The following is a 26978-nucleotide window of genomic DNA, read 5'->3' on the forward strand; positions in this document are numbered from 1 at the left end:
CGGGGCCGGGGCGGCCGGCGGCGGGCCGACCACCGGGGGCGGACCCACGGCCGGCGGCGGCCCGGCCGGGGGCGCGGGGGCCTCCTGCGCGGGCGCGGGCGCCTGCGGGGCCGCGGGCGAGAAGCGCATCGTGTCGCCGCCGAGGTCGCCGGGGGCCGGCGTCCTGGGGTCGGCGGCGGGAGGCTCCGGGGCGGCGGCCGGGGGAGCGGGCGGCACGGGCGGAGCCGCTGGAACGGGCGCCGGTGCGGGAGTGGGCGCGGCAGCGGGCGCCGGAGCCGGGGGCGCGGCGGCCGGGCTGCCGCCCGCCGTGCCGCCGCCCGAGTACCACGCGGGCGGCGTGTAGTCGACGGTGAACTGCCCCGTGGTCTCCGACTCCTCCTCAAGGAGCTCGTCATCGGGGTGTTCGCCCGCGGAGGTCTCCTCCGCGCTACGAACTCCGTCCCGATCGCTGTTCACGACGCCTCCCGCTGCTGCCTCTGCTGCCCGAATCCGCGTCCCCCGCCGTCATGCGGATGACGGCCTGGGTCCCCCGGGCGGTTCCCCAGCGCGGCCCCGGCCCACACCCGGGCGCCCGGCCGCGCTCTCCCTCACCCTAGTGGCCGAGCGTGAACTGCCCTAGCCCTCCCCCTGGCCCGCCCCCGCCGTCGCGGCGACCTGCCGCGACGGCCCCCGGAACGCGCCCACCCGCCGCGCCCCGGGCGTTCCCGCTGTGCGGAAGGAACGCCCACGGCGGCGCGGGGACCGCCGGGCGGGGCGGCCGTGCGCGGCGGTCGGCTACTCGATGTCGAACTCCCCGTCCCTGGCGCCGAGGACGAACGCCTCCCACTCCGCCGCGGTGAAGCGGAGCACGGTGTCGGGGTCCTTGGAGTTCCGCATGCCGACGCCGCCGCCGGGCAGGTACGCGATCTCCACCTTCTCGTCCTCGGGACCGCCGGGCGCGCTCAGCCATTCGACGCCCGAAATGTCCAGCGCGTACAGCTCGTTCTTCTCGCGCTCCTTGCGGGCCGCGATCTCCTCCGGAGTCTCCGTAGCTGCCATCGGCGCCAGCTCCTCCCCAAACTTCCCTCGTGGTCGGCACGTCGGCGCGGCGCATGAGCGACCATGGCCGTTCACCGTGCCGTGAGCGTAGCGCAGCGCACTGTCATCGGCGTCCGGAAGAGGCAGTGGGGGAGCGGAAGATGAGGGGAGCGGCCACTCAGACCGCGCGCAGCCACCAGTCGGCACCGAGCAGCAGCACGAAGCCGGTCACCAGCACGGCCATCCCCAGCCGCGTCCGCCCCCGCCGGCTCATCTCGATGACGGCCCCCGAGAGGATGAAAGCGGCCCCGTACAGGCCGATCGACCGCAGGGACGAGCCGTCTCCCAGCTGAAGGACGAGAACGACCGCCATCGCCGCCATCGCCATGCCGGCGATGCCCATCCGCAGCCGACGGGCCTGGCGAGGGGTGAGCCCCTGCTGTGTCGAAGTCACGGCAGCAGCATAAGCGTTCGGAACGCCACCCGGGCCCGGCCCGAGCCCCCGCCGGCGGACAGGCGCTAGCCCGCCGGGTCCAGCCGGCTGGGCATCCCCAGCAGGCCCGTCTCGCTCTCCGTGGGCACGGTGCGCACCAGCAGCCGCGAGGTGCGGGTGCACCAGAGTGTGGCGTTCTCCGCGAGCGTCGGCAGTGCCTCCGCCTGGAGCGCGGGCAGGGCCAGCAGCCGCCCCACGGGCCCGGCCTCGTCCGGCGAGACCCGCTGCACCCCCACCAGGGCCGCCCGCTCCAGCAGCCGCGGCGCCGCCGGCCCGAGGTAGGGCAGCAGCGTCAGCACCGGCTGCCACGCCGCCGAGGCGACCCGCCCCCGCGGCGGCCTGGCCCCGCAGTCGCGGACCACCAGCACCGTGCTGCCCAGCGTCGCGCCCAGCGGCGGCACCCGGCCCACCTCGTGCAGCGTCATGCACTCAACGCCGCCGTTCGCCGCCTGCGCCAGCCGCGTCCACAGCCGCGGCCGGCCGGTCTCCACGGCCACCCGCGCCCCCGTGGCCACGGCCCGCAGCGCCAGCACCTGCGCCGCCCACAGCCCGCCGATCAGCACGATGTCGTAGGGCGCCGGGTGGTGGATGCCCAGCACCGCGGGCCGCGACCTGCTGTCCAGCCCCACGATGATCCCGTCGTCGCCCGCCGGCAGCGCCAGCTCCTCCAGGTCGCCCGCGGACAGCGCGTGCCAGTCCCCGTTCCCGTTCCTCACGGCTCGCCTCCCAGCGGCAGCGTCGCCTGAACGCCCGGGAGCTGCCGACGCTCCATCCGCGCCAGCTTGACCCGCGCGGCCCGCGCCGCCTGCCGCACCCGCTCCCCGGCCGCCCGCAGCTCCGCCTCGTCCCGGCCGGTGACCCGCAGGTGCCCGCTCAGCGCCACCCCTTCGGAGCCGTGCCGCCGCAGCCGCAGCGCGAACGTCGTCGCGAACGGCGCCGGCCCCGCGAGCCCCGGCCCCCCCGCACCCGGCGCCGAGGTCAGCAGCGCGACCAGCCCGGCCAGGGGCGTTCTCCCGGCTCCGAGCGCCGGCCAGCGCGCCACCCGGAACGTCTCGTGCCGGCGCCCGTCGCAGCTCCACGTCCTGGCGTCCTCGGCCGTCCGGCGCGGCCGTCCGCCGTCCCCCTGCCCGATCAGCGTGGTCGCCGCCGGGTCCGAGCCCGCGCAGGCCGCCACCGCCGCGTACATCTCGGCCTGGGAGAGCACCGTCGCCCGGAAGCCCGCCCCCGTCAGCCGGCTCGCCAGGTGGTCCGCCGCCCGCATCAGCGCGCGCTGCGCCCCCGCCCGGCCGCCGCCCCGCGCGGCCACGGCCGCCGGGCACAGCTCCGGGTCCAGCCGCAGCGCCACCCACGTCAGCCGCAGCGCCGGCACCGCCCCGCCCTCCTGGAGCAGCGCGTAACTCGTGCCCGCCACCGACCGCTCGGGCAACGAGGGCGCGGGCGCCGGCTGCGTGTACTGCACGCACTGCGCGGACTCCAGCGCGATCCCGTCCACCTCCAGCGCGTCGTTGAGCAACGAGAGCGGCAACGGCCGAGCCGCCAGGCCCGGTTGCAGCGGTCCCAGGGCCGCCTCCACGCGCAGGACGGCCGTCAGCCGGCCGTCGTCCTCCACCATCCCGGCCTCGCGCCGCGCCCGGCCCCCCGGGCCGCCCCCCGCCTCGAAGGCGTGGCCCACCAGGCCCGGGTGGCACTCGGCGGCCAGCGCGAACAGCGGGTCCGTGCCCGGCGGCAGCGGCCGTGCCGCCGCCCGCCTGCGGCGGTCCAGCGCCCGCCGCGCGGCCAGCAGCCCGGGCAGCGACTCGCCCCGCAGCCAGGCCGCGACCGCCGGGGGCAGCAGCGCCGCCGGCACGACGGCCAGCGCGCCCGGCACCCAACTGCCCGTGGCCGCCGCCACCGCGGCCAGCCCGCCCGCGGCCTGGAGCCCCACCAGCGGCCCCAGCGGCAGCCCGGGACCGGCCCCGCGCAGCGCCCTGGGCACCACCGAGCCCGGGCGCCCCGCGGGCCGCGTTCCCGCAGCCGTCACCATGCGTTGCCCCCCTCTCACCGTGATGAGATGTCCACGGCATAGTAGAGGCTGACGTGCCGGCCGATCACAGACACCTGGGGGGACCGATCGCCCATGGCATCGCGGAAGGACGAGCTGAACGCGTTCACGTTCGCCCGGCGCCGCACCCTGGCCGCGTTCCTGCGGCCCGGGCCCGCGACGCCCGACGCCGAGGACGCGCCCCGCCCGCTGCGCTCCCTGCTGCCCGGCATGGTGGTCGGCGGGCTGATCCTCGCGGTGTTCGGCGCCTGGGGCATGTTCCGCCCCTCCGTGCCCGAGGACTGGGACGCCCCCGGCCGCCACGTCATCATCGGCAGCGAGTCCACCACCCGCTACGTGGTCCTGGAGACCGGCGGGCGGCGCCAGTTGCACCCCGTCCTCAACCTCTCCTCCGCCCGCCTGCTGCTCCAGGACACCGACGAGCTGGACATCGTCAGCGTGGACGAGGACGAGCTGGACAGCGGGCGCGTCCCGCGCGGCCCGACCCTCGGCATCCCCTACGCCCCCGACCGGCTGCCCGCGGCGGAGGAGGCCGCCGAGCCCAAGCGCTGGGCCGTCTGCCAGCAGCCGGGCGCCGGGGGAGCGGCGGACGTGCGGCAGGCCGCGTTCGTCCTGGCCGAACGCGACGCCGGGCGCGTGGAGGGCGCCGGGCGGCTGACCGGCGGCGACGTCCTGTACGTCCGCTCCACCGGCCCCGACGCCGCCGAGTACCTGGTCGACGGCGGCGGCACCAAGTACCGCTTCGCGGGCGACACCTCGGCCGAGGCCGACCTGCTGCGGCGGCTGCTCACCCGCGGCGGCGCGCCGCAGCCCGTGGGCGAGGACTGGCTGGCGACCTTCGCCGACGGCTCGCCGCTGGACTTCCCCGAACTCCCGGCGGGCGTGGGCACCCCCGCCCAGGTGCCCGGCCTGCGTCCCGAGGCCGCGCTGATCGGCACCGTGCTGGAGGCGCCCTCCGGCAACGGCACCCAGCACTACCTCGTCCTTCCCGGACGGGTCGTGCCCATCACCCCGTTCACGGCCTACCTGATCGCCAACAGCCCCGCCACGGCGCCGCTCGGCCAGGCCGGCGAGCCGCTTCCGGTCGGCGCACAGGACTTCGTTCCCTCCCCGCCCGGGGACGACTCGCCCACGGCCGCCGACTGGCCCTCCGCCCGCGTCGCCCAGGTCAACCACGGCCGCACCGACACCGTCTGCTCCGTCCTGCTCTCCGTGGACGGGGACACCGGCCGCGCCGAGGTCACCGCCTGGGCCGGCGCGGACAACCCGGCCGCCACCGCCTCCGGCTCCGCCAGCGCCTACGTCACCCCCGGCAGCGGCCTGCTCTACCGCCAGGTCCAGGGCGAACAGGCCGCCTCCGGCAGCGTGTTCCTCGTCACCGACACCGGCCTGCGGTACGCCGTGCAGGACACCGGCGGGGAGGGCACGGACGGGGAGAACGGCGGCGGGGAGGACGGCGGCGGGGAGGGTGCCGGCGGGGAGGGCCAGGCGCGGACGCGGCTCGGCTACGGCGAGGTGACGCCCGTGCCCGTGCCCGCCCAGTGGTCGCAGTTCCTGCCGGCCGGGCCGCGCCTGAACACCACCGGGGCCCGGCAGCCCCAGGGCTCATGACCGGCCCCCGCCGCGCCCCGGCCTTGCTGCTCGCGGCCGTTGGCACCCTCCCGGCCCTCCTGCTCGGCGCCCCCGAGGCGCGGGCCGTCGGCGCCCCGTGCACCTTCCCGGCCCAGCCCATAGCGGAACGCCCGTGGTCCCTGCAGCGCGTGCTGCTCGACCGGCTCTGGCAGGAGACGCGCGGCGAGGAGGTCACGGTCGCCGTCATCGACAGCGGCGTGGACACCCGCAACCCGCAGCTGGCCGAGGCCGTTCCCCCCGGCGCGGGCGCCGATGTCACCGGCGAGGAGGGCGGCGGCCCGACCGTCGACCCGCTCGGCCACGGCACCCGCGTCGCCGGCATCATCGCCGCCCGCGAGCACCCCGCCACCGGCTTCGTGGGCCTGGCGCCCGCGGCCGCCATCCTCCCGATCCGCCAGACCGACTCCGAGGGCAACGGCGACGTCGCCGGCCTCATCCAGGCCATCGACCTGGCCGTCGCCCAGGGAGCGGATGTGATCAACATCTCCCAGGACACCACCGAGCCCCTGCCCGACGACTCCGGCCTGCGGGCCGCCGTCGACCGGGCTGTGGACCGGGACGTCCTCATCGTCGCCTCGGCGGGCAACGAGGGCGCCGACGGCCGCCGCCGGGCCACCTACCCGGCCGCGTACGAAGGCGTCCTGGCCGTCGCCGCCTCCGACCGCAACAACGAGCGCGCCTCCTTCTCCCAGTCCGGCGAGTTCGTGGACATCGCCGCCCCCGGCGTCGACATGGTCTCCACCGTCCCCGGCGGCGGCCAGTGCGTGGACCACGGCACCAGCTTCGCCGCCCCGTTCGTCTCCGGCGTCGCCGCCCTCGTCCGCGCCGAGCACCCCGACTGGACGGCCGAGCAGGTCAGCGCGCACCTGCGGCAGACCGCCGAGCGTGCCGTCCCCGGCCCCGACCCCTACCTCGGCTGGGGCGTCGTGGACCCGGTGCGCGCCCTCACCGAGGACGCGGGCACCCCGCCCGACCGGCCCGTCCCCGACGAGGGCCCCGCGCCCGCGCCCGCCCCGGACGTTCCCGCCCTCGCGGAAGGCGAGACGCACGCCGACCGGGACCGCCGCCTGGGCCGCCTCGTCCTGCTCTCCGGCGCCGTCCTGACGGCCGTTCTGACCGGAACGGCCCTGGTCCTGCGCGACGCGCGCCGCCGCCGCCCGGCCCGGTGAGCGACCATACGCACCGGTGCGGAACGTAACACCTTGCACCGGTGAGTGACCGGCGCCGTATGATGACGGGGATTCCCGGGGGGGTATCGGTCATTCGGGAAGGGAGGGGCGCGGTGACGAACGCTCAGGACACGCCCGGCTCACGGCCGGACCTGGTCGTCTCCGACCAGGCACTGAACGACCTGCGGAACCGGCTGTCGCAGATCAGGGAGGCCTTCGAGTCCGAGGGGAACTACTCCTTCCGTGTACAGGGGCTGGGCTACCTGCCGGACATGCACGGCGGGGCCTTCACGGCTTCCCAACGGCTCAGCAACATCGCCTTCTTGGCGCGGCAGCGGCTGGTTGCCCTGATGGACCTTCAGCAGCAGGCCATCGAGCTGGTGGAGATCGCCACCGCGATTTCGGCCCGCGGCTACCAGAACGTCGAGGAGGAGCAGCGCCGCCGCCTCGGCGAAATCACCGCCCAGTTCGAGGAGTTGTACGCCCCTCCGCCCGCGGTGGGGCCCATCCTGCCCGGCTACATGCCTCGGAGGGGTGAGGGATGAGCGAGTTCGAGGGGATGACGCACGAACAGCTCTCGGCCCTGGTCGCCTCCGGCCGCCCCGACTGGGCGCTTCACCAGGGGGAGTTGATCGCCGGGCTGCTGCCCCTGCTGGCCGAGACGGGACGTGAGGTTCACGAGCGCCTGATGGCCGTGGAGTGGGAGGGCGAGTCGGCCGACAGCTTCCGCGCCTGGGCGAGCCACTTCCGCGAGGAGTCCGCGCGGCTGCGCAACTACGGCGCCGCCGTCGTCCAAGGACTCCAGCAGGCCGGCCAGGCCCTCGCGGAGGCGCAGCGCACGATGCCCCCGCCGGGACAGCTCCCCGAGCTGCGCGGCTCCCTCGGAGAGGCCCTCACCGAGGTCGTCACCGAGGACGCAAACGGCTACGCCCGCCAGGAGGCGATCCGCGTCCTGGAGCGCCTGTCCTCGAACTACAACGCGGCGGCCGAACGCATGGAGACGGCGGAGGAGCCGCGCTTCCAGCCTCTGACCCGACCGCACGACGGAGAACTGCCGGAATCCGGCCCTCCCGCCAGTGACGCCCCGCTGACGGCCCGTTCGGTCACCGAGGGCCCGGGCGGCGGAGAAGTCGTCGCAGGCGTCGCCGCATCCCCGCCCCCCTCCTCGGAAGACGAGACGGGGCGCAGGGCCGGAACGGTGATGCCCACGGACCGCCCCTCCCCGCCGCTCGCGCCTCAGCCCGACCATTTGATCCAGACGTCGCTCGACTCGGTCGCGCCGCCGGAGATCGTCACCCCGCAGCGTCCGGCGGGCGAGCCCGCCCCTGCCGGCACCCGGGCCCCCTCAGGCCCCAGCTTCCCGGTGGGGCTTCCTGGTGTGCCGCCGGTGTCCGGGCCGCCGGCGGGCGGAAGGCAGGGCGGGCCGGGAACACTCGGACGAGGGCCGGCGCCCGTCCCGCCACGGGCAACGGGCGCTCCCACCGTGCCGCCGAACAGGACCTTTGCGGTCCCGCAGGGACTCCACGACACCACGGCTGCCGGTTCGGTGCGTCCGCCTGCCGGTGCCGCGGGAGGGACCACGCCGGTGGGCAGGCCGCCGCTGGCCGGGGGGCCCTCGCGGGTGGGCGGGCCGTCCCCGGCGGTGCAGGCGGCGCCGCCGGTGTCGGGTGGGCGGCCCGTGCCGCGGGGGCCGGAGCATGTCCTGCCGCGTGGCGTGGTGATCGGCGGCGGGACGCCCAGCGTCCCGGCGAGCCCGGCGCCCGGCCGTCAGGAGGGTTCCGCCTCTCCGTTGGGCCGGGCGGTGGGTTCGCCGCAGGGGCCCGGTACGCTGCTGCCCCGTCAGGAACAGGCACGGCCGCCCGTGGAGCGCGTCAGTTCCGCTGCTGGGGGTGGCCAGTTCGGCCGAGCCGTCCTGGAGCCGCGCCCCGAGGGTGCGCGGGGAGGGGCGGGCCGCTCCCGCCGTCGGCGGAAACGGACCGGGGATGAGACGGGCCGCAGCGGGGAGCGGAATGACTGATCCAACAAGGCGTCCGGCACGGTCGGTTGCCCGGGTGCTGGCCGTTGTGCTGGCCTGCGCCCTCGGCTGGCTCGGCCTGGCAACGCCCGGCGCCCACGCGGACGTTGAGGACCGGCCCTGGTATCTGGAAACGCTCCGGGCCGAGGAGATCTGGCAGGAGACCCGGGGCGAGGGCGTGACCGTCGCCGTCATCGACAGCGGCGTGGACGCGTCACGGCCGGAACTCGCCGGGCGAGTCCTGGAGGGGACGGACCTCACGGCGGGGGCGCAGGGCGCCCACGTCGATATCGAAGGTCACGGAACGACGATGGCAGGGCTGATCGCGGGGAGCGGGGCAGGGAACGGCGTGCGAGGGCTGGCGCCGGGAGTGTCCATTCTGCCCGTCCGCATGATGACGGACAGTGAGACACTCACCTTCGGTGGCGACCTCGCCATGGCCCAGGGCATCGAGTACGCCGTCGAGCAGGGCGCGAGGGTCATCAACATCGCCGTGACTCCAGGGTTTGCACCAGGGAGCAGCCCTGAGATGGACGCCGCAGTTGCCGAAGCGGCGCGCCAGGGAGTGTTGATCTTCGCGGCCGTGGGCAACCAGGGGACCGTCGAAGACGTTTCGTTCGCGGCCGACCGGCCAGGCGTTGTCGGTGTCGCCGCGACCGACGAGGACGCACGACGCCTCACCTATTCGAATGCAGGCTCCCGCGTGATGGTGGCCGCACCCGGCAGCGACATCCCCGTCTACTGCGACTGGCCCGACGGAGAGCTCTGCCCCACTGCTCCCGGCGGTACGAGCGCCGCCAGCGCCCTCGTCTCGGCCTCGGCCGCGCTCGTGTGGTCCGCGCATCCGGAGTGGACGAAGAATCAGGTGCTGCGGGCGCTGTTGGAGACGGCCGAGCGGCCGGACGGCGCGGAGCGGGACGATGAGACCGGCTACGGCATGGTCCGGCCGGACCGGGTCATTCTGGACGGCGAGGGGGACCCGGGGGAACCGGATGTCAGCCCGCTGTTCGCGGACTACGAGGCGGGGCTCGACCCGCCGGCGACTCCGGCGCCCCGGCCGGAGAGCCCGGACGCGGAGCCGTCCGGAAGCCCCCTGCCCCAGGCGGGCACGGGGGAGGGGGACTCGGGCTCCTGGCCGTGGATCGGCCTGCTGGGCCTGGCCATCGCGGGGGGACTGGGCACGGTGGTCTGGGCGGTCCGCAGACGGCGGCGCCCGGGCATCCGGGCCTGATAGCGCACACGTTCACCGAGGACGTCACCAGAGGAGGGGCACCATGGCCGAAGAGACGGCCGCCGGCAGCGGCATCACCTATACGAGTGCGGAGTTGAGGCGCCTGGTCGGCCGGCTGCGCGAGGCGACCACCGAGCTGGACCAGGTCCGCACGCAGGCCACGACGGCCGGCGACACGTTCGCCGCCTCGTGGGTGGGGCAGGCCGGGACCAGCGCTCACACGCTGCAGACCCGCGCCGTGGAGAGCCTGCGCGAGCTGCGCGAGAGCGTGGGCACCATCGCGGACCTGCTGGAGATGAGCGTCGACGGCTTCGACGCCACGGAGCAGGAGCAGGTGGCCAGGCTGGCCCGCATCGCGGACGCGCAGGACGGCCAGGCCACGACCATCCCGGGCTTCTGACCCGGCCCGTCACACCCCCTGAGGGAGGAACGAAGTCATGGGCGATGTCACACGTGTGAACTACGGCGGCGTGGGCGAGGCCGCCGGCATCCTCAACAGCGTCAGCGGAACGCTCTCGGAGCGCCTGGAGGCCCTGGCCGGCGAGGTGAACCGGGCGGCGGCCGGCTGGCAGGCCGAGACCAAGGAGGCCTTCCTATACCAGATGCGGCGCTGGGAGAGGGCCGTGCAGGAATTGGCCGCCGTGCAGGCCGCACTGGGCCGCACCGCGCTGGACGGCAACGCCGGCTACTCCAGCGCCGACCGGCGCGGCGCCCAGGCCATGGGCGCCTGACCGGCCCGGCACGAGGCGCCCGGCCCGGAGCCCGGCGCCCGTCAACACCCCGCCGCGGGGGCGGCGTCCGCACCGGCGGGCGCCGCCCCCGCGGCGTTCACACCTCCGGCAGCCAGCCCGTCTGGATCAGCTGCGTGCCGCCCCGGCGCGTGACGAACGTGCCCCGGCCCGGCGGCAGCCTGCGCGGGCGGACGCCGGGGAACAGGTCGCCCTCGGCCCGGTCGCCCGAGAGGACCAGGCCCTGCGTGCCCAGCTCCCGCACCCGCTGGGTGAACGGCTCGAACATCGCGCGGGCCGCGCCCGAGGAGTTCCGCGCCACGATGAACCGTATGCCGGTGTCCCGGGCGTAGGGCAGCCCGTCCACGAGCTGTGCCAGGGGGTGCGAGCCGCCGGCGGCGACCAGGTCGAAGTCGTCGATCACCACGAACGCCAGCGGCCCGCTCCACCAGCGGCCCTCCCGCAGCTGCTGCGGGGTGATGTCGGCCGGGGGCATCCGCTGCTCGATGAACTGCCGCACCGCCTTCATGTCCGCCGTCAGCTTCGGCGCGACGTTGGCGTAGGTGCCGATGTGCCGCTCGGGGACCGCGCCCAGCAGGGAGCGCCGGTAGTCGCCCACCAGCAGCCGTGCCTCCTCGGGGGTGTACCGCTCGCTGATCTGCTTCATGATCAGCCGCAGCAGGGCCGTCTTGCCGGACTCGCTCTCCCCGTACACGAACAGGAAGGGGTCCTGGTCGAAGTCGAGGAAGACCGGGCTCAGGTCCCGCTCGCCGACCCCGATCGCCAGGCCCGCCTCCGGCCGTTCGCCGCCCTTGGGCAGCTCGGCGGCCTCCAGGCGCTCGGGGAGCATCCGCACCGCGGGCGCCGCCGGGCCGGTCCAGCCCTCGCGGACCGCACGCACCAGCGCCGCGGTGCCCTCCGCCGGATCCCCGGCCGCGCCCTCCCCGCCCCCGGCCGGGCCGAGCCGCGGCAGCGCGGCCAGCCAGTGCAGCCGCTCCGGGGTCTGCCCCCGGCCCGGCACGTCGGCGGGCACGGCGGCGGCGACCTTCCGGTCGAACTCCGAGTCCATCGGGTCGCCCAGCCGCAGCTCCAGGCGGTTGGCCAGCTGGTCCCTGATGGGCCCGAGGAAGTCGAAGTACCGGGCGCCCGAGGCTACCACGTGCACCCCGTACCCCAGGCCGCGGGCGGCGAGGTCGGCGACGGCCGGCACGAGCGTTCCCTCGTAGTCCTGCTTGAACGCGGCCCAGCCGTCCACGACCAGGAACACGTCGCCGCCCGCCTCGCCCTCCGGCAGCCGTCCCTCGGCCCGCAGCCGCCGCCAGGTCCCGATGGAGTCGATGCCGTGCCGGCGGAACAGCTCCTCGCGGCGGGCCAGCGCCCCGGTCACCTCCGCGACCGTCCGCCGCACCCGGTCCGGGTCCAGCCGGGAGGCGACCCCGCCGACGTGCGGCAGCTCCGCCAGCGCCGCCAGCCCGCCGCCGCCGAAGTCGAGGGCGTAGAACTGCACCTCGGCCGGGGTGTGGGTCAGCGCGAAGGCGGCGATCAGGGTCCGCAGCAGCGTGGACTTCCCCGACCGCGGGCCGCCGATGACCATCATGTGGCCGCCGGCGCCGGAGAAGTCGCGGTACAGCGTCTCGCGCCGCTGCTCGAAGGGCTTGTCCACGACGCCCAGCGGCACGGCCAGCGTGCCGGGGCCCTCGCCCGCCTGGAAGCCCCGGCCGGGCACCAGCCGCGGCGCGGGCAACAGCTCGCCCAGGTCGGGGGCCGCGTCCAGCGGCGGCAGCCACACCGGGTGCGCGGCCGGGCCCTGGCCCTCCAGGCGCCGCACGACCACGTCGAGAACGGTCTCGGCCAGCGGGTCCTCGCCCCGGGAGGCCGCCGTCAGCGCGGAGCGCGGGTCCGGCGGCGGGGGAGGGGACTCCTCCTCGGCCGGGAAGGGCACCGGCGCCGCCGTGAAGAGCACCGGCCGGCGCGGCGCCCGCCGCGCCCCCTCGGTGCGCGGCGCGGCCGAGGGCTCCTCGTAGGGCCCGGAGACGTAGGCGGCCTTGAAGCGGGTCATCTCGCCCGTGCCGAACGACAGGATGCCCGAGCCGGGCACCTGCGGGAGGTGGTAGGCGTCGGCCGTGCCGATGGCCGCCCGCGACTCGGCGGCCGAGAACGTCCGCAGGCCGATCCGGTAGGAGAGGTAGGTGTCCAGGCCGCGCAGCCTGCCCTCCTCCAGGCGCTGCGAGGCCAGCAGCAGGTGCACCCCGAGAGAGCGGCCGATCCGCCCGATCTGGATGAACATGTCGATGAAGTCGGGCTTGGCGGTGAGCAGTTCGGAGAACTCGTCGATGACCAGGACCAGCGAGGGCAGCGGCGCCAGCGGGGCCCCCGCAGCCCGCGCCCGCTCGTAGTCCAGCAGGTTGGCGTAGTTCCCCGCGGCGCGCAGCAGCTCCTGGCGCCGCTGGAGCTCGCCGCGGATGGAGTCGCCCATGCGGTCGACCAGGCTCAGGTCGTCCGCGAGGTTGGTGATCACCGCGGAGACCTGCGGCAGCGCCGCCATCCCCGCGAAGGTCGCGCCGCCCTTGAAGTCGGCCAGCACGAAGTTCAGCGTCTCGGAGGTGTGGGTGACCGCCAGGCCCAGCACCAGCGTGCGCAGCAGCTCGGACTTGCCCGAGCCGGTCGCCCCGACGCACAGCCCGTGCGGGCCCATGCCCTCCTGCGCCGCCTCCTTGAGGTCGAGCATCACCGGCTGGCCCTGCTCATCCACGCCGATCGGGACCCGCAGCCGCTCGCCGGGGGAGCGGGGCCGCCAGGTCCGCGCCACCTCGATGGCCGCCGGGTCGCCCAGGCCGAGCAGGTCCGCGAAGCCCAGGTCGGCCAGCAGCGGCTCGGAGTCGTCGGCCGCCAACGCCAGCCGCAGCGGCGCGAGCTGACGGGCCAGCGCCTCGGCGGACTCCGGCGCCAGCACGTCCGGCTCGCCCTGGAACGCCGACCCGTCCGGGGACTCAAGCCGCAGCGAGCCCGGCTCGCAGCGCACCACCAGCCCGCCGGGGAACGCTCCGGGCTCGGCCGCCCCCGGCAGCATCTCCACGATCGTCACGCCCTGAAGGCCCTCCGCCGCGGCGAATGCCGAGTGCGGCGGGACGCGCACCCCGTCCAGCAGCAGCACCACGTGCGGCTGGTCGAGCACCGGCCTGCCCCCGGCCGCGAACCGGCCCCGGCCGCGCACCTCGGCCCCCAGCTCCGCCTCGACCTCCGCGACGTCCCGCGCTATCAGCCGGCGCGCCCCCGCCCCGTCCAGGCCCTCCCGCTGGGTGTGCGGCAGCCACTTGGCCCACTCCCAGGCGGCGGCCGAGCGCTCCGAGGTCACCACGCCGATCACCAGATCCTGCGGCGCGTGCAGCGCCGCGAGCGAGGCCACCAGCGCCCGGGCCGTGCCGTAGGCCGTCTCCGTCTCGCCCGTGACCGCCACCCGGTAGAACGCCCGCAGCGACACCGCCACGGGCAGCCCCGGCACGGTGGCGTGGGTGGCGACGAAGCGCCGCACCGCGCCCGCGGTCAGCGGCTCCGCCTCGTCGGCGGCCGGGGCCTCGGGGCCCACCAGCGGCGTGGCCAGGCCGTGCTCGCCGGTGCCGAGCCGCACCTGCCCGAAGTCCCCGTCGCCCGGGCGGCGCTCCCACACCCGCGATCCCTCGGCGACCAGCGCCCACAGCTGCTCGGGCGCGGGGTGCAGGAACAGCTGCGAGTCCCGCTGCGCCCGCGCCGTCTCCCGCACGCTCGCGCGGGTCTCGGCCAGGTAGCGCAGGTACCCGCGGCGCACCCGGGCCATCTGCCCCTGGCTGCCCCGGCGCATCCGCACGACCGTGGCCACGACCATGCTCGCCGTGGACACCAGCATCAGCATGCCCATGATCCGCATGAACGGGTGCGCGTTCGGCATGAAGAAGAAGACGACGGAGGAGCCCATGCCGAGCATCGGCACGATCTGCATCAGCAGGCCCTCCTGCTGCCCGGCCGGCAGCTCGGGAGGCGGCTGGAGCAGCACGGCCTCGTCCGGCACCTTCGCCGGCAGCATGCGCTGCGGACGTTTCACCAGGACCTGGCTCATGAGCCCCCCAGAGCGGCGGTGGACAGTGAAGAACGCTGAAGAGAAGACAGTGAAGAACACTGAAGAACGGTGAGGAACGGTGAGGAACAGCGAAGAAGCAGGGCCCGCCGGCACGTTCGCGAACGCCACCCCTCCGGCTGCGGCCGATCTTACTCAGCGCCGCTGACAGTCCGGGCGCCACGCCCGGTAGGGTGACGGACGCTATCCGTGCATCGCCGTGAGGGGGGCGTGTCGTGAGCATGAGCACCGCGGCCACCGGCTTCTGCCGGGTCACCGTCGTCGCACCGGACAGCCGCACCGACCTGGCCCTGCCCGACGACGTGCCGCTGGCCGACCTGTACCCGGAGATCCTGCGCCTGACAGGGCGCGCGCCCGACCCCGGCGCCCCCGTCGGGTACCACCTGGTGCGCCGCGACGGCGGCGTCCTGGACGGCTCGCGCACCCTGGAGGCGCAGCGCGTGCTGGACGGCGAGGTCCTCACGCTGCGGCCCTTCGCGGACTCGCTGCCCCCGCCGGTGCACGACGACGTCACCGACGCGGTCGCCGAGGCGGTGGCCGGGGACCGGCGCCGCTGGGACGACAGGATGCTCGCCGCCGCCGGCCTCTCCGGCGCCGGAGCCCTGGGCGCCCTGACCGCCGCCGCCCTGTGGCTGAGCGAGCCGGACGGGCACCACATGCACGGCCTGCCCGGCGTCCTCGCCGGCGTGCTGGCCCTGCTCCTGGCCTCCCTGGCGGTGGTCAGGGCCCGGGTGTACGGCGAGCGCGCCGCCGCCGTCGCCTTCGGCCTGGCCGCCCTGCCGCACGCCCTCGTCGGCGGCTCGGGCCTGCTGCCCCCGGACGCCGGGCACGGGGCGGGCCGCCTGGAGCTGCTGCTGGGCTGCGTGGCCGCGCTGCTGGTCGCGGCGGCGCTGGCCGCGGCCGTTCCCGAGGTCTCCGCCTGGTTCGCCGCCGGCGCCTGCGCCGCCGCGCTGGGCGCGCTCGCCGCCTTCGGCGCGATCGTCACCGAGGCGCGCCCCGCCCAGGCCGCCGCCGTCTGCCTGCCCGTGGCCGTGGGCGCCCTGGCGTTCCTGCCCGGCCTGGCCGCCGGCCTGGTCCGGCTCCCCGTCGGCTACCTCCCGCCCCAGACCGACGGCCCCGGCCGCGACGCCGCCGGCGCCGGAGACCCCGTGGACCCCGCGGCCGTCGCCGCCCGCGCCCGCCGCGGGCACCAGCTGCTGCTGGGCCTGACCGGCGGCTGTGCCCTGGTGGCCACCGTCGCCGTCGCGGTCCTCGGCGCCGCGGGCGAGGGCTGGGGCCGCCTCCTGGCGCTGGCCGCCTCCCTCGCCCTCCTCACCCGTGCACGCCTGTTCCGGTACGCCGTCCAGGTGGCCGTGCTGCTGGCCGCCGGGCTGCTCTCCCTGGCGCTCCTGGTCCTCGGGTACGCCGCGGACGCCCCCGCCGACGGGGCCGAGGCGCGCACCCTGTGGCTGGCCGCCGCCCTCGCGGCGGGCGCGGGCGTCCTGGCCGCCGTGGCCCTGATCGTTCCCCGCGCCGGGCTGACGCCGTTCTGGGGCCGGGCCCTGGACCTGGCCGAGGGGCTGGTGCTGCTGTCCCTGATCCCGCTGTGCCTGGCCGCGCTCGACGTCTACGCCGAGGTCCGCTCGCTCACCGGCTGACGCGGGGGCCGGTTGTGCCGGGGGCGGCCTCCTGCGGTAGCCTGGCTGGCGGCCGTTTGCGTACGCGCCCCCGGATTCTCTGGAGGAAGCGCTCAGCGGACCCCGCCTCCCGAGTTCCGGAAGCTCCCCTGCGGATCAGACCAGGGGCACTCGGTGGCTGATACCTGACAGCATCAAGGAGTACGTGTGTCGTCACTCGACGCCGCAACGAAGCAGAAGATCATCGCCGAGTTCGCCACCCAGGAGGGCGACACCGGCTCCCCCGAGGTCCAGGTGGCCCTGCTCTCGCGCCGCATCTCGGACCTGACCGAGCACCTGAAGACCCATAAGCACGACCACCACTCCCGCCGCGGCCTGCTGCTGCTCGTCGGCCAGCGCCGCCGGCTCCTGCAGTACCTGGCCCGCAAGGACATCCAGCGCTTCCGCGCCCTGGTGGAGCGCCTGGGCATTCGCCGCGGCGCGGCGGGCGCGCGGTAAGACGCCCATGAGGGAGCGGCCCGCCCCGCGGCGCGGGTCGCTCCCTTCGGTGTATCCGCCCCGTCACGGACGGACACCGAGCCCCGGGACGCGGGCCTTTGTAGGCTGGATCCCACGGGCATACTCGACTCCGTCGAGACCGGCCGCAGCCGGGCCCGCCCCGGAACAGGAAGTGAAGAAGTACGAGGCGGGGCGCCTTTTGCACCGTCGCCGGTCCTCGGTAGTGGCCCCCGGGCGAACCTTCGGTTCCCGGGAGCTTCGATCGATGGCCGGCTCGTCAGGAGGTGCTCCCCCCACCGCGCCGCCCAAACGGGCGCGGCGCAGAAGAGGAGATATACCACGGTGGAGAACGAGACCCACTACGCCGAAGCCGTCATCGACAACGGCTCCTTCGGCAGCCGCACCGTCCGCTTCGAGACGGGCCGCCTGGCGCGCCAGGCCGCCGGCTCCGCGGTCGCCTACCTGGACGACGACACGATGGTCCTGTCCGCGACCACGGTCTCCAAGTCCCCCAAGGACCAGCTCGACTTCTTCCCCCTGACGGTGGACGTCGAGGAGCGGATGTACGCGGCCGGCAAGATCCCCGGCTCCTTCTTCCGCCGGGAGGGCCGCCCCTCCGAGGACGCGATCCTCACCTGCCGGCTGATCGACCGGCCCCTGCGCCCCTCGTTCAAGAAGGGCCTGCGCAACGAGATCCAGATCGTCGAGACGATCATGGCGCTCAACCCCGACCACCTCTACGACGTGGTCGCCATCAACGCCGCCTCCTGCTCGACCCAGCTCGCCGGGCTGCCGTTCTCCGGCCCCATCGGCGGCACCCGCGTGGCCCTCATCCGCGGCCAGTGGGTGGCCTTCCCCACCCACACGGAGCTGGAGGAGGCCGTCTTCGACATGGTCGTGGCCGGCCGGGTCCTGCCCGACGGCGACGTGGCGATCATGATGGTCGAGGCCGAGGCCACCGACAGGACGGTCGAGCTGGTCAAGGGCGGCGCCACCGCGCCGACCGAGGAGGTCGTCGCCGCGGGCCTGGAGGCCGCCAAGCCCTTCATCAAGGCGCTGTGCAAGGCACAGGCCGAGCTGGCCGCGAAGGCCGCCAAGCCCACCGGCGAGTTCCCGATCTTCCTGGACTACCAGGACGACGTGCTGGAGGCCCTGAACGCCGCCGTCCGCGACGAGCTGGCCCAGGCGCTGACCATCGCGGGCAAGCAGGAGCGCGAGGCCGAGCTGGACCGCGTCAAGACGGTCGCCGCCGAAAAGCTCCTGCCGCAGTTCGAGGGCCGTGAGAAGGAGATCTCCGCCGCCTACCGGTCGCTGACCAAGGAGCTGGTCCGCGAGCGCGTCATCCGCGACAAGGTCCGCATCGACGGCCGCGGCGTCACCGACATCCGCACCCTGGCCGCCGAGGTCGAGGCGATCCCGCGGGTCCACGGCTCCGCGCTGTTCGAGCGCGGCGAGACCCAGATCCTGGGCGTCACCACGCTGAACATGCTGCGCATGGAGCAGCAGCTGGACACCCTCTCCCCGGTGACCCGCAAGCGCTACATGCACAACTACAACTTCCCGCCCTACTCCACCGGCGAGACCGGCCGCGTCGGCTCCCCCAAGCGCCGCGAGATCGGCCACGGCGCCCTCGCCGAGCGCGCCCTCATCCCGGTGCTGCCCAGCCGCGAGGAGTTCCCCTACGCCATCCGGCAGGTCTCCGAGGCGCTGGGCTCCAACGGCTCCACCTCGATGGGCTCGGTCTGCGCCTCGACGATGTCGCTGCTGAACGCCGGCGTGCCGCTGAGGGCGCCCGTGGCCGGCATCGCGATGGGCCTGATCTCCCAGGAGATCGAGGGCGAGACGCACTACGTCACCCTCACCGACATCCTCGGCGCCGAGGACGCCTTCGGCGACATGGACTTCAAGGTCGCCGGCACCCGGCAGTTCGTCACCGCCCTCCAGCTCGACACCAAGCTCGACGGCATCCCCGCCTCCGTGCTGGCCGCCGCGCTGAAGCAGGCCCGCGACGCCCGCCTGCACATCCTCGACGTGATGAGCGAGGCCATCGACGTCCCCGACGAGATGTCGCCGAACGCCCCGCGGATCATCACGGTCAAGATCCCTGTCGACAAGATCGGCGAGGTCATCGGCCCCAAGGGCAAGATGATCAACCAGATCCAGGAGGACACGGGCGCCGATATCACCATCGAGGACGACGGCACCATCTACATCGGCGCGGCCGACGGCCCCTCCGCCGAGGCCGCCCGCGCCACGATCAACGGCATCGCCAACCCGACGATGCCCGAGGTCGGCGAGCGGTACCTGGGCACGGTCGTCAAGACGACCACCTTCGGCGCCTTCGTCTCCCTGCTGCCCGGCAAGGACGGCCTGCTGCACATCTCGCAGATCCGCAAGCTGGCCGGCGGCAAGCGCGTGGAGAACGTCGAGGACGTCCTCGGCGTCGGCCAGAAGGTCCAGGTCGAGATCGCCGAGATCGACCAGCGCGGCAAGCTCTCGCTCGTGCCCGTCCTGGAGGACGAGGCCGCCGAGGCGGACAAGGACGCCGGCGAGCAGTGACCCGCACCCCCCGCGACACCCGCACCACCACGGCCCGCCCCGCCATCGCGGCGGAGCGGGCCGTGCCCCGTCCGCGCCGCGCCGCCTCCGGCAGCGCGCCCGGCTCCGGCGCGGTCCGCACCACCGTCCTGCCCGGCGGTTTGAGGGTGGTCACCGAGACCGTGCCCTCCGTCCGCTCCGTCACCTTCGGCATCTGGGCCCGCGTCGGCTCCCGCGACGAGTCCCCGGCCCTCAACGGCGCCACCCACTATCTGGAGCACCTGCTCTTCAAGGGCACCCGGCGGCGTTCCGCCCTTGACATCTCCTCGGCGATCGACGCGGTCGGGGGCGAGATGAACGCCTTCACCACCAAGGAGTTCACCTGCTACTACGCGCGGGTGCTCGACTCCGACCTGCCGCTGGCCATCGACGTGGTCTGCGACATGCTCACCGGCTCGCTGATCCCGCCCGAGGAGGTGGACGCCGAGCGCGGCGTCATCCTGGAGGAGATCGCGATGACGGAGGACGACCCCGGCGACGGCGTCCACGACCTCTTCGCGCGCACCCTCTTCGGCGACGGCCCCCTGGGCCGCCCGGTGCTGGGCACCGAGGAGACGGTCAACGGCCTGGGCCGGGACCGCATCGCCCGCTTCTACCGCCGCCACTACCGGCCCGACCGGCTCGTCGTCACCGCCGCGGGGAACGCCGGGCACGAGGCCGTCGTCGAGCAGGTCCGCGCCGCGTTCGAACGCGGCGGGGCCCTGGGCGGCGACCCGGACGCCGAGCCCGCCCCGCCCCGCGCCGGGCACCGCACTCTGCGGGCCGCGGGGTGCGTGGAGGTGCAGACCCGGCGCACCGAGCAGGCGCACGCCATCCTCGGGCTGCCCGGCGTCTCCCGCCACGACGAGCGTCGCTGGGCGCTGAGCGTGCTCTCCACCGCCCTCGGCGGCGGCATGTCCTCCCGGCTCTTCCAGGAGGTCCGGGAGAAGCGCGGCCTGGCGTACAGCGTCTACACCCACACCTCCGGGTACGCCGACTGCGGCCTGTTCGGCGTCTACGCCGGCTGCCGCCCCGACCGGCTGCCGGACGTGCTGAAGATCTGCCGCGAGCAACTGGAGGACGTCGCCGCCCACGGCCTGGCCCCGGAGGAGATCGGCCGCGCCGTCGGCCAGCTCGCCGGCTCCACCGTGCTGGGGCTCGAGGACACCGGCGCCCTGATGCACCGCCTGGGCAAGAGCGAGGTCTGCTGGGGAGCCCAGCTGTCGGTGGATGAGATGCTGGCCCGGATCGCCGCGGTCACCCCCGAGGAGATCAGCGGCGTCGCCCGAGAGGTGCTGGGCCAACGCCCGTCCCTGGCGGTCATCGGGCCGCTGAAGGACCGGCAGGCCGCCCGGCTCGCGGAGGCCGTTTCCTGACGGGGCGGGGGCGGGGCCGGCGGCGGGAACGCCCGGGACGGCGGACCCGCCCGGAAGCGAGGGACGAGAGTGGGAGAGGGATGAGCAAGCTGCGCGTGGCCGTCATCGGCGCCGGGGGCCGGATGGGCTCGGAGGCAGTCCGGGCCGTGGAGGCCGCGGAGGACCTGGAGCTGGTGGCCGCCCTGGGCCGCGGGGACAAGCTGGAGACGCTGACCGAGGCGGGCGCCGAGGTGGCCGTCGAGCTGACCCACCCCGGGTCCGTCATGGCCAACCTGGAGTTCTGCGTCCGCCACGGCATCCACGGCGTCGTCGGCACCACCGGCTGGACCGGGGAGCGCCTGGGCACCCTCCGCGGCTGGCTGGACGCCTCGCCCGGCACCGGCGTGCTGATCGCCCCCAACTTCGGCATCGGAGCCGTGCTCACCATGCGCTTCGCGCAGCAGGCCGCCCGGTTCTTCGAGTCCGTGGAGATCGTCGAGCTGCACCACCCCGGCAAGGCCGACGCCCCCAGCGGCACCGCCGCCCGCACCGCCCAGCTCATCGCGGCGGCCCGCCGGCAGGCCGGGCTGCCGCCGCAGCCCGACGCGACCACCACCGCCCTGGAGGGGGCCCGCGGCGCCGACGTGGACGGCGTCCCCGTGCACGCGGTGCGGCTGCGGGGCCTGGTCGCCCACCAGGAGGTCCTCTTCGGCGACGAGGGCGAGGTCTTCACCCTCCGCCACGACTCGATGAACCGCGCCTCCTTCATGCCCGGCGTCCTGCTGGGCGTGCGGCGGATCGCGGACGCCCCGGGCCTGACATTCGGCCTGGAGCACTTCATGGACCTGGACGGCTAGCCGTGCGCGCCCGCCTGGGGTACCTGGCCCTGTGCTCGGTCCTGGTCGTCTACTTCGTGCTGGTGGGCCACCGCGGCGTTCTGCTGGTGGCCGACGGCGGCTGGGTGACCGTTCCGCTGGGCGCCGCCGTGCTGGCCCTGCCGCTGCTGGGCGCGTGGTTCCTGTGGCGCAGCGCCCGCTTCGTCACCCGCGCGCACCGGCTGATGCGCGAGCTGGAGGCCGAGGGCGGGCTGCCGCAGGACGAGCCGGCCCGCACTCCCGGCGGCCGGGTCGACCGGGACGCCGCCGACGCGGTCTTCGCCCGGCGCCAGGCCGAGACCGAGGCCAGCCCCGAGGACTGGCGCTGCTGGTACCGCCTGGCCGTCGCCTACCACGATGCCCGCGACACCCCCCGCGCGCGCAAGGCCATGCAGCACGCCATCGATCTCCACGCCGCCGCCGGGCGCTGAACGACCGCGGCGGGCACGGGCGTTCGACCGCGGGCGCGGGGCCCGGCGGGGTCGGCCGCGCTCAGGAGTGTTCCGCCGCCCAGGCCTCCAGCACGTCCGCGGCGCGGTCGAACGCCTCCGGCCGGCCCAGGAAGTCCGCGCTGTGCGTCGTCAGCAGCACCCGCAGGGGCTCGCCGCGCCGCCGCTCGATCTGCAGCGCCTGCCCCTGCACACTGCGCGGCAGGCTCAGCCACTGCACGGGCTGCTGCACCGTGCGCACCCGCGCGATCTCCCGCCAGCGCAGGGTCCGCGTGCGCAGCATCCCCACCCGGCGCAGCCCGCGCGGGCTGACCCACACCCCGATCCGCAGCAGACGCAGCGCGAACGCGATGGCCAGCGCCGCGGTCGTCAGCGTCACCGTCGCCCCGGCGGGCGCCCCCGCCAGCGCGATGATCAGCGCGGAGAGCAGCAGGTAGGCGGCGATCAGCAGGGTCAGGGCCGAGATGGCCACCCGCCAGGGACCCGGGCGGTACGGGCGGCGCCAGTGGTCGTCGGCGCCGTAGTGCGGAAGCGGCCGATCCGGCGGGGAGCCGGGGGAATCCCGATCGGCCGCGAGAAAGGGCAGGGGCACGGCTGGACCTCGTTCCGGTTCACAAGGCGGCACCATCCGGGGGGACGGTGCGGCGGTGCTGTGACGGGTGAGGCTACCGCGCCCGCCGCCCCTCGGCCTCCCCCGGTGCGCCCGCTGTACGGCGGGCGCGACCGCCGTCCGCCCGGCTTGTCAGCCCCGGCACATAGGGTGGTGCCGCTCCGACCGCCCGCCCGCCAGGAAGGGACCCCCGTGACCGACACCCCGAGCTTCCGCAGCGACGTCACCGTCGAGCTGGTCAAGCACAGCGCCTCGGACACCGACGTGCTGTGGGCCGCCCGGGTCTCCACGGCCGGAGAGCAGTCCATCGAGGAGACGACCAAGGACCCCGAGCGCTCCAAGGGCCTGATCAACTTCCTGATGCGCGACCGCCACGGCAGCCCCTTCGAGCACAACTCGATGACCTTCCTCGTCAGCGCCCCGATCTTCGTCTTCCGCGAGTTCCACCGTCACCGCGTGGGCTGGTGCCTGGCCGGGGACACCGAGATCACCCTCCTCGGCGCCGGGGAGGCCGGGGGCGGCGGGGACGTTCCCCAGCGGGCCACGATCGCCTCCCTCCACCGCGCCTGGCACCCCGCCTCCGGCGCGCCCGCCCACGACCTCGTGGTCCGCTGCCACGACGAGGAGACCCTGCGGCCCGCCGCCGCCCGCGTCGTCGACGTCCTCGCCTCCGGCGTCAAGCCGCTGCTGCGCCTGACCACGGCCGGGGGCCGCGCCCTGCGCTGCAGCGCCGACCACGCCGTCCTCACGCCCGGCGGCTGGCGCAAGGCGGGGGAGCTGGCCCCGGGCGACGAGGTCCTGACCGGCGGCGGGGACCGCGCCCGCCCCGAGGCCCTGACCGGGGTCGTTTCCGACGGCGAGGAGATGACCTACGACCTCTCCGTCGTCGGCCCCTGGCACAACTTCCTGGCCGGCGGCCTGGTCGTGCACAACTCCTACAACGAGGAGAGCGGCCGGTACCGCGAGCTGATGCCCGTCTTCTACGTCCCCGGCCCCGGGCGGAACCTCGTCCAGCACGGCCGCCCGGGCAAGTACGAGTTCGTCCCCGGCAGCCCCGAGCAGCACGCCCTGACCTCGAAGGCCATGGAGGAGTCCTACCGGCAGGCGTACGCCGCGTACCGGGAGATGCTGGCCGCCGGCGTCGCCCGCGAGGTCGCCCGCGCCGTCCTGCCCGTGGGCCTCTTCTCCTCGATGTACGCCACGTGCAACGCCCGCTCGCTGATGCACTTCCTCGGCCTGCGCACCCAGGACGAGCGCGCCGCGGTGCCCTCCTTCCCCCAGCGGGAGATCGCGATGGTCGCCGAGCTGATGGAGGCCGAGTGGGCCCGGCTGATGCCGCTGACCCACGCGGCGTTCAACGCCAACGGGCGGATCGCGCCGTAGCACCCTGGCTCCGCCCCGGTGTGCCCCTCAGACAACCCGATAGAAGTGTCACGTATTGCGACATTTCGGGAAGTTCATTTAGGGTGAATGAACGGACCCGGCGCTGCCCGAACCCCCGAGCGGGCAGCGCCGGGATCCACACCTTGCCGCCCCTATGGGCCCGAGCGCGCTGAGCTGCGAGTAGCGTGGACACTATGGCTCCGACCTCCACACCGCAGACCCCCTTCGGGCGGGTCCTGACCGCCATGGTCACGCCATTCACGGCGGACGGCTCTCTCGATCTCGACGGCGCCCAGCGCCTCGCGGCCCACCTGGTGGACGCCGGCAACGACGGCCTGGTCATGAACGGCACCACCGGAGAGTCCCCGACGACCAGCGATGCGGAGAAAGAGCGCCTCGTGCGCGCGGTGGTCGAGGCGGTCGGCGAGCGCGCCCACGTCATCGCCGGGGTCGGCACCAACGACACCCGGCACAGCATCCACCTCGCCCGCGCCGCCCAGCAGGCCGGCGCCCACGGCCTCCTGACGGTCACGCCGTACTACAACAAGCCGCCCCAGGAGGGCCTCTACCAGCACTTCACGGCCATCGCCGACGCCACCGACCTGCCCGTGATGCTCTACGACATCCCCGGCCGCAGCGGCGTCCCCATCAACACCGAGACGATGGTCCGACTCGCCGAGCACCCCCGCATCGTGGCCAACAAGGACGCCAAGGGCGACCTCGGCCGCGCCAGCTGGGCCATCGCCACCACCGGCCTCGCCTGGTACTCCGGCGACGACATGCTCAACCTGCCCCTGCTGTCCGTCGGCGCCGTCGGTTTCGTCTCCGTCGTCGGCCACGTCGTCACCCCCGAGCTGCGCACCCTCGTGGACGCCCACACCGGCGGAGACGTCGCGAAGGCCACCGAGATCCACCAGAAGCTGCTTCCGGTCTTCACCGGCATGTTCCGCACCCAGGGGGTCATCACTTCCAAGGCGGCCCTCGGCTTCCTCGGCCTCCCCGGCGGCCCCCTGCGGCTCCCCCTCGTCGGCCTCACGCCCGAGGAGACCGCCCGGCTCCAGCGCGATCTGACGGCCGGCGGGGTACAGATCTGAATACAAAGACGTTGTCCCCGCGCGTGGCCGCGCCGGCGCGGGGGCGATAACTGAATACCGACCAGTACACAACACGCGCGCCACGCGCCCCGACGACCCGGGCGGGTGGCGCGCGTGGTCAGGAGAGTCTCTTGAGTCATCCCCACCCCGAACTCGGCCGCCCGCCGAGGCTTCCCGAAGGGGGCCTGCGCGTCACCCCGCTCGGCGGCCTGGGCGAGATCGGCCGCAACATGACCGTCTTCGAGTACGACGGACGCCTGCTCATCGTCGACTGCGGCGTGCTCTTCCCCGAGGAGGAGCAGCCCGGCATCGACCTGATCCTCCCGGACTTCACCACCATCCGGGACCGGCTCGACGCCGTGGACGGCATCGTCCTCACCCACGGGCACGAGGACCACATCGGCGGCGTCCCCTACCTGCTGCGCGAGAAGCCGGACATCCCGCTGATCGGCTCCAAGCTGACGCTGGCCCTCCTGGAGGCCAAGCTCCAGGAGCACCGCATCCGCCCCTACACCCTGGAGGTCAAGGAGGGGCACCGGGAGCGCATCGGGCCGTTCGACTGCGAGTTCGTCGCCGTCAACCACTCCATCCCCGACGCCCTGGCCGTCGCCATCCGCACCCCGGCCGGACTCGCCGTCCACACCGGCGACTTCAAGATGGACCAGCTCCCGCTCGACGGCCGCCTCACCGACCTGCGGGCCTTCGCCCGCCTGGGCGAGGAGGGCATCGACCTGCTGCTCTCCGACTCCACCAACGCCGAGGTGCCCGGCTTCGTCCCCGCCGAGCGCGAGATTTCCGGCGTGCTGCGGCAGGTCTTCGCCCGCGCCGAGAAGCGGATCATCGTCGCCAGCTTCGCCAGCCATGTGCACCGCATCCAGCAGATCGTGGACGCCGCCCACGAGCACGGCCGCCGCGTCGCCTTCGTCGGCCGCTCCATGGTCCGGAACATGGGCATCGCCCGGGACCTCGGCTACCTCCGCGTCCCCGCCGGCCTGCTGGTCGAGGCCCGCGCCCTCGACGACCTCGCCGACCACCAGGTGGTCCTCGTCTGCACCGGCTCCCAGGGCGAGCCGATGGCCGCCCTCTCCCGGATGGCCAACCGCGACCACCAGATCCGGATCGTGGAGGGCGACACGGTGATCCTCGCCTCCTCGCTCATCCCGGGGAACGAGAACGCCGTCTACCGCGTCATCAACGGCCTGACCCGCTGGGGCGCGAACGTGGTCCACAAGGGCAACGCCAAGGTCCACGTCTCCGGACACGCGTCAGCCGGCGAACTGTTGTACTTCTACAACATCTGCCGCCCGAAGAACCTCATGCCGGTCCACGGCGAGTGGCGCCACCTGCGGGCCAACGCCGAGCTGGGCGCCGCCACCGGGATCCCCGCCGAGCGGATCGTCATCGCGGAGGACGGCATCGCCGTGGACCTCGTCGAGGGCAAGGCCCGCATCGCCGGCAAGGTCCAGGCGGGCTACGTCTACGTGGACGGCCTCTCCGTCGGCAACGTCACCGAGGCCAGCCTCAAGGACCGCCGCATCCTCGGTGACGAGGGCTTCATCTCCGTCTTCGTGGTGGTCGACAGCAGCACGGGGAAGATCGTCAGCGGCCCCAGCATCCACTCCCGCGGCTCCGGCATCGACGACGCGGAGTTCGCCGCCGTCATCCCGAAGATCGACGAGGCCCTGGCCCGCTCCGCCCAGGACGGCGTCGTCGAGTCGCACCAACTCCAGCAGTTGGTGCGGCGCGTGGTCGGCAAGTGGGTCTCCGACACCTACCGCCGACGGCCGATGATCATGCCCGTCGTTGTGGACGTCTGACCGTCATATGCCAGCGGGGCGCCCCGATTTGCATCCGGGCGCCCCGCTCCAGTACGTTTACGCCACCGCCGCAACGGGAAACCGGAGCAGTCCACTGCCCCCGGCACCCGGACGCGGCGGGCGGAGGCGCCCCCTCGCCGGGGGAGAGCGACCGTTCCTTGAGAACTCAACAGCGTGCTTTTGGATAGTCAACGCCAAGTTTTTTGTTTTGCTTATGGATCATTCACGGAGAGTTTGATCCTGGCTCAGGACGAACGCTGGCGGCGTG

At 74.7% G+C, this 26978-nt stretch carries 22 protein-coding genes and 2 pseudogenes; 17 read left to right on the top strand and 7 right to left on the bottom strand.

The annotated features are described in order from the left end of the window. The 5 genes from RM780_RS25690 to eccE form a co-directional block, all read right to left on the bottom strand. The coding region (locus RM780_RS25690) for an SCO5717 family growth-regulating ATPase (protein ID WP_311633287.1) at positions 1–456 on the bottom strand (456 nt) is incomplete at its 3' end. A 318-nt stretch (positions 457–774) separates the two neighbouring features. Then, complete coding sequence (locus RM780_RS25695; protein ID WP_311633288.1) at positions 775–1038, bottom strand: DUF397 domain-containing protein; 264 nt, start codon at positions 1036–1038, stop codon at positions 775–777. 157 nt (positions 1039–1195) lie between these two features. Continuing rightward, positions 1196–1471 carry a hypothetical protein gene (locus RM780_RS25700; protein ID WP_311633289.1) on the bottom strand — a complete coding sequence of 92 codons (276 nt, stop codon included), beginning with the start codon at positions 1469–1471 and terminating at the stop codon, positions 1196–1198. 65 nt (positions 1472–1536) lie between these two features. After that, positions 1537–2226 (bottom strand): hypothetical protein, encoded by a 690-nt coding sequence (locus RM780_RS25705; RefSeq protein ID WP_311633290.1) that lies wholly within the window; start codon positions 2224–2226, stop codon positions 1537–1539. After that, the gene (eccE, locus tag RM780_RS25710) at positions 2223–3533 is read right to left on the bottom strand and encodes a type VII secretion protein EccE (protein WP_311633291.1); all 1311 of its coding nucleotides are present in this window, start codon (positions 3531–3533) and stop codon (positions 2223–2225) included. The genes RM780_RS25705 and eccE overlap by 4 nt, the downstream gene beginning before the upstream one ends. 93 nt (positions 3534–3626) lie before the next feature. Here eccE and eccB point away from each other — a divergent pair, with 93 nt between their 5' ends. From eccB to RM780_RS25745, 7 genes are all read left to right on the top strand, one after another. Further along, entirely contained in the window at positions 3627–5162 is a 1536-nt protein-coding gene (gene eccB, locus RM780_RS25715) for a type VII secretion protein EccB (protein WP_311633292.1), read from the top strand. Continuing rightward, positions 5159–6352 (top strand): type VII secretion-associated serine protease mycosin, encoded by a 1194-nt coding sequence (gene mycP, locus RM780_RS25720; RefSeq protein WP_311633293.1) that lies wholly within the window; start codon positions 5159–5161, stop codon positions 6350–6352. Before eccB ends, mycP begins: the two co-directional genes overlap by 4 nt. Before the next feature lie 113 nt (positions 6353–6465). Next, positions 6466–6897: a hypothetical protein gene (locus RM780_RS25725; RefSeq protein ID WP_311633294.1), complete on the top strand. Its 432-nt coding sequence runs from the start codon at positions 6466–6468 to the stop codon at positions 6895–6897. Continuing rightward, positions 6894–8369: a WXG100 family type VII secretion target gene (locus tag RM780_RS25730; RefSeq protein ID WP_311633295.1), complete on the top strand. Its 1476-nt coding sequence runs from the start codon at positions 6894–6896 to the stop codon at positions 8367–8369. The genes RM780_RS25725 and RM780_RS25730 overlap by 4 nt, the downstream gene beginning before the upstream one ends. A 34-nt stretch (positions 8370–8403) precedes the next feature. Beyond that, a complete protein-coding gene (locus tag RM780_RS25735) occupies positions 8404–9597 on the top strand; it encodes a S8 family serine peptidase (protein WP_311633296.1) in 1194 nt (397 codons plus the stop codon). Positions 9598–9640: 43 nt separating this feature from the next. Then, entirely contained in the window at positions 9641–9997 is a 357-nt protein-coding gene (locus tag RM780_RS25740) for a WXG100 family type VII secretion target (RefSeq protein ID WP_311633297.1), read from the top strand. Between the two features lie 37 nt (positions 9998–10034). Then, the gene (locus tag RM780_RS25745; RefSeq protein WP_311633298.1) at positions 10035–10328 is read left to right on the top strand and encodes a WXG100 family type VII secretion target; all 294 of its coding nucleotides are present in this window, start codon (positions 10035–10037) and stop codon (positions 10326–10328) included. A 97-nt stretch (positions 10329–10425) separates the two neighbouring features. Here RM780_RS25745 and eccCa read toward each other — a convergent pair whose 3' ends face one another. Next, entirely contained in the window at positions 10426–14418 is a 3993-nt protein-coding gene (gene eccCa / locus RM780_RS25750) for a type VII secretion protein EccCa (protein ID WP_311633299.1), read from the bottom strand. A 239-nt stretch (positions 14419–14657) separates the two neighbouring features. Here eccCa and eccD point away from each other — a divergent pair, with 239 nt between their 5' ends. The 6 genes from eccD (at position 14658) to RM780_RS25780 (ending at position 21788) form a co-directional block, all read left to right on the top strand. Next, complete coding sequence (gene eccD / locus RM780_RS25755; protein WP_311633308.1) at positions 14658–16073, top strand: type VII secretion integral membrane protein EccD; 1416 nt, start codon at positions 14658–14660, stop codon at positions 16071–16073. Positions 16074–16259: 186 nt separating this feature from the next. Next, positions 16260–16550, top strand: a complete 291-nt coding sequence (rpsO, locus tag RM780_RS25760) for a 30S ribosomal protein S15 (RefSeq protein WP_311633300.1) — start codon at positions 16260–16262, stop codon at positions 16548–16550. A gap of 342 nt (positions 16551–16892) precedes the next feature. Next, complete coding sequence (locus RM780_RS25765; RefSeq protein ID WP_311633301.1) at positions 16893–19109, top strand: polyribonucleotide nucleotidyltransferase; 2217 nt, start codon at positions 16893–16895, stop codon at positions 19107–19109. Next, positions 19106–20503: a M16 family metallopeptidase gene (locus RM780_RS25770; protein ID WP_311633302.1), complete on the top strand. Its 1398-nt coding sequence runs from the start codon at positions 19106–19108 to the stop codon at positions 20501–20503. Before RM780_RS25765 ends, RM780_RS25770 begins: the two co-directional genes overlap by 4 nt. Positions 20504–20583: 80 nt before the next feature. Beyond that, on the top strand, positions 20584–21339 hold the full coding sequence (gene dapB / locus RM780_RS25775; protein ID WP_311633303.1) for a 4-hydroxy-tetrahydrodipicolinate reductase: 756 nt from the start codon (positions 20584–20586) through the stop codon (positions 21337–21339). Between the two features lie 2 nt (positions 21340–21341). Then, a complete protein-coding gene (locus tag RM780_RS25780) occupies positions 21342–21788 on the top strand; it encodes a hypothetical protein (RefSeq protein WP_311633304.1) in 447 nt (148 codons plus the stop codon). Between the two features lie 61 nt (positions 21789–21849). On the opposite strand, the gene RM780_RS25785 is transcribed toward RM780_RS25780, so the two are convergent. Continuing rightward, positions 21850–22398: a PH domain-containing protein gene (locus RM780_RS25785; RefSeq protein ID WP_311633305.1), complete on the bottom strand. Its 549-nt coding sequence runs from the start codon at positions 22396–22398 to the stop codon at positions 21850–21852. Between the two features lie 210 nt (positions 22399–22608). On the opposite strand from RM780_RS25785, the pseudogene RM780_RS25790 reads away from it, so the two are divergent. The 4 genes and pseudogenes from RM780_RS25790 to RM780_RS25805 form a co-directional block, all read left to right on the top strand. Next, positions 22609–22881 (top strand): annotated as a pseudogene (locus RM780_RS25790) (FAD-dependent thymidylate synthase); the annotation flags it as partial. 468 nt (positions 22882–23349) lie between these two features. Then, positions 23350–23799 (top strand): annotated as a pseudogene (thyX, locus tag RM780_RS25795) (FAD-dependent thymidylate synthase); the annotation flags it as partial. A 194-nt stretch (positions 23800–23993) separates the two neighbouring features. Further along, positions 23994–24893, top strand: a complete 900-nt coding sequence (gene dapA, locus RM780_RS25800; protein ID WP_311633306.1) for a 4-hydroxy-tetrahydrodipicolinate synthase — start codon at positions 23994–23996, stop codon at positions 24891–24893. Between the two features lie 131 nt (positions 24894–25024). Beyond that, on the top strand, positions 25025–26710 hold the full coding sequence (locus tag RM780_RS25805) for a ribonuclease J (protein WP_311633307.1): 1686 nt from the start codon (positions 25025–25027) through the stop codon (positions 26708–26710). The last annotated feature ends 268 nt before the right edge of the window (positions 26711–26978 follow it).

This window comes from Streptomyces boetiae, assembly GCF_031845405.1.
In the GTDB taxonomy this organism is placed as follows: domain Bacteria; phylum Actinomycetota; class Actinomycetes; order Streptomycetales; family Streptomycetaceae; genus Streptomyces; species Streptomyces boetiae.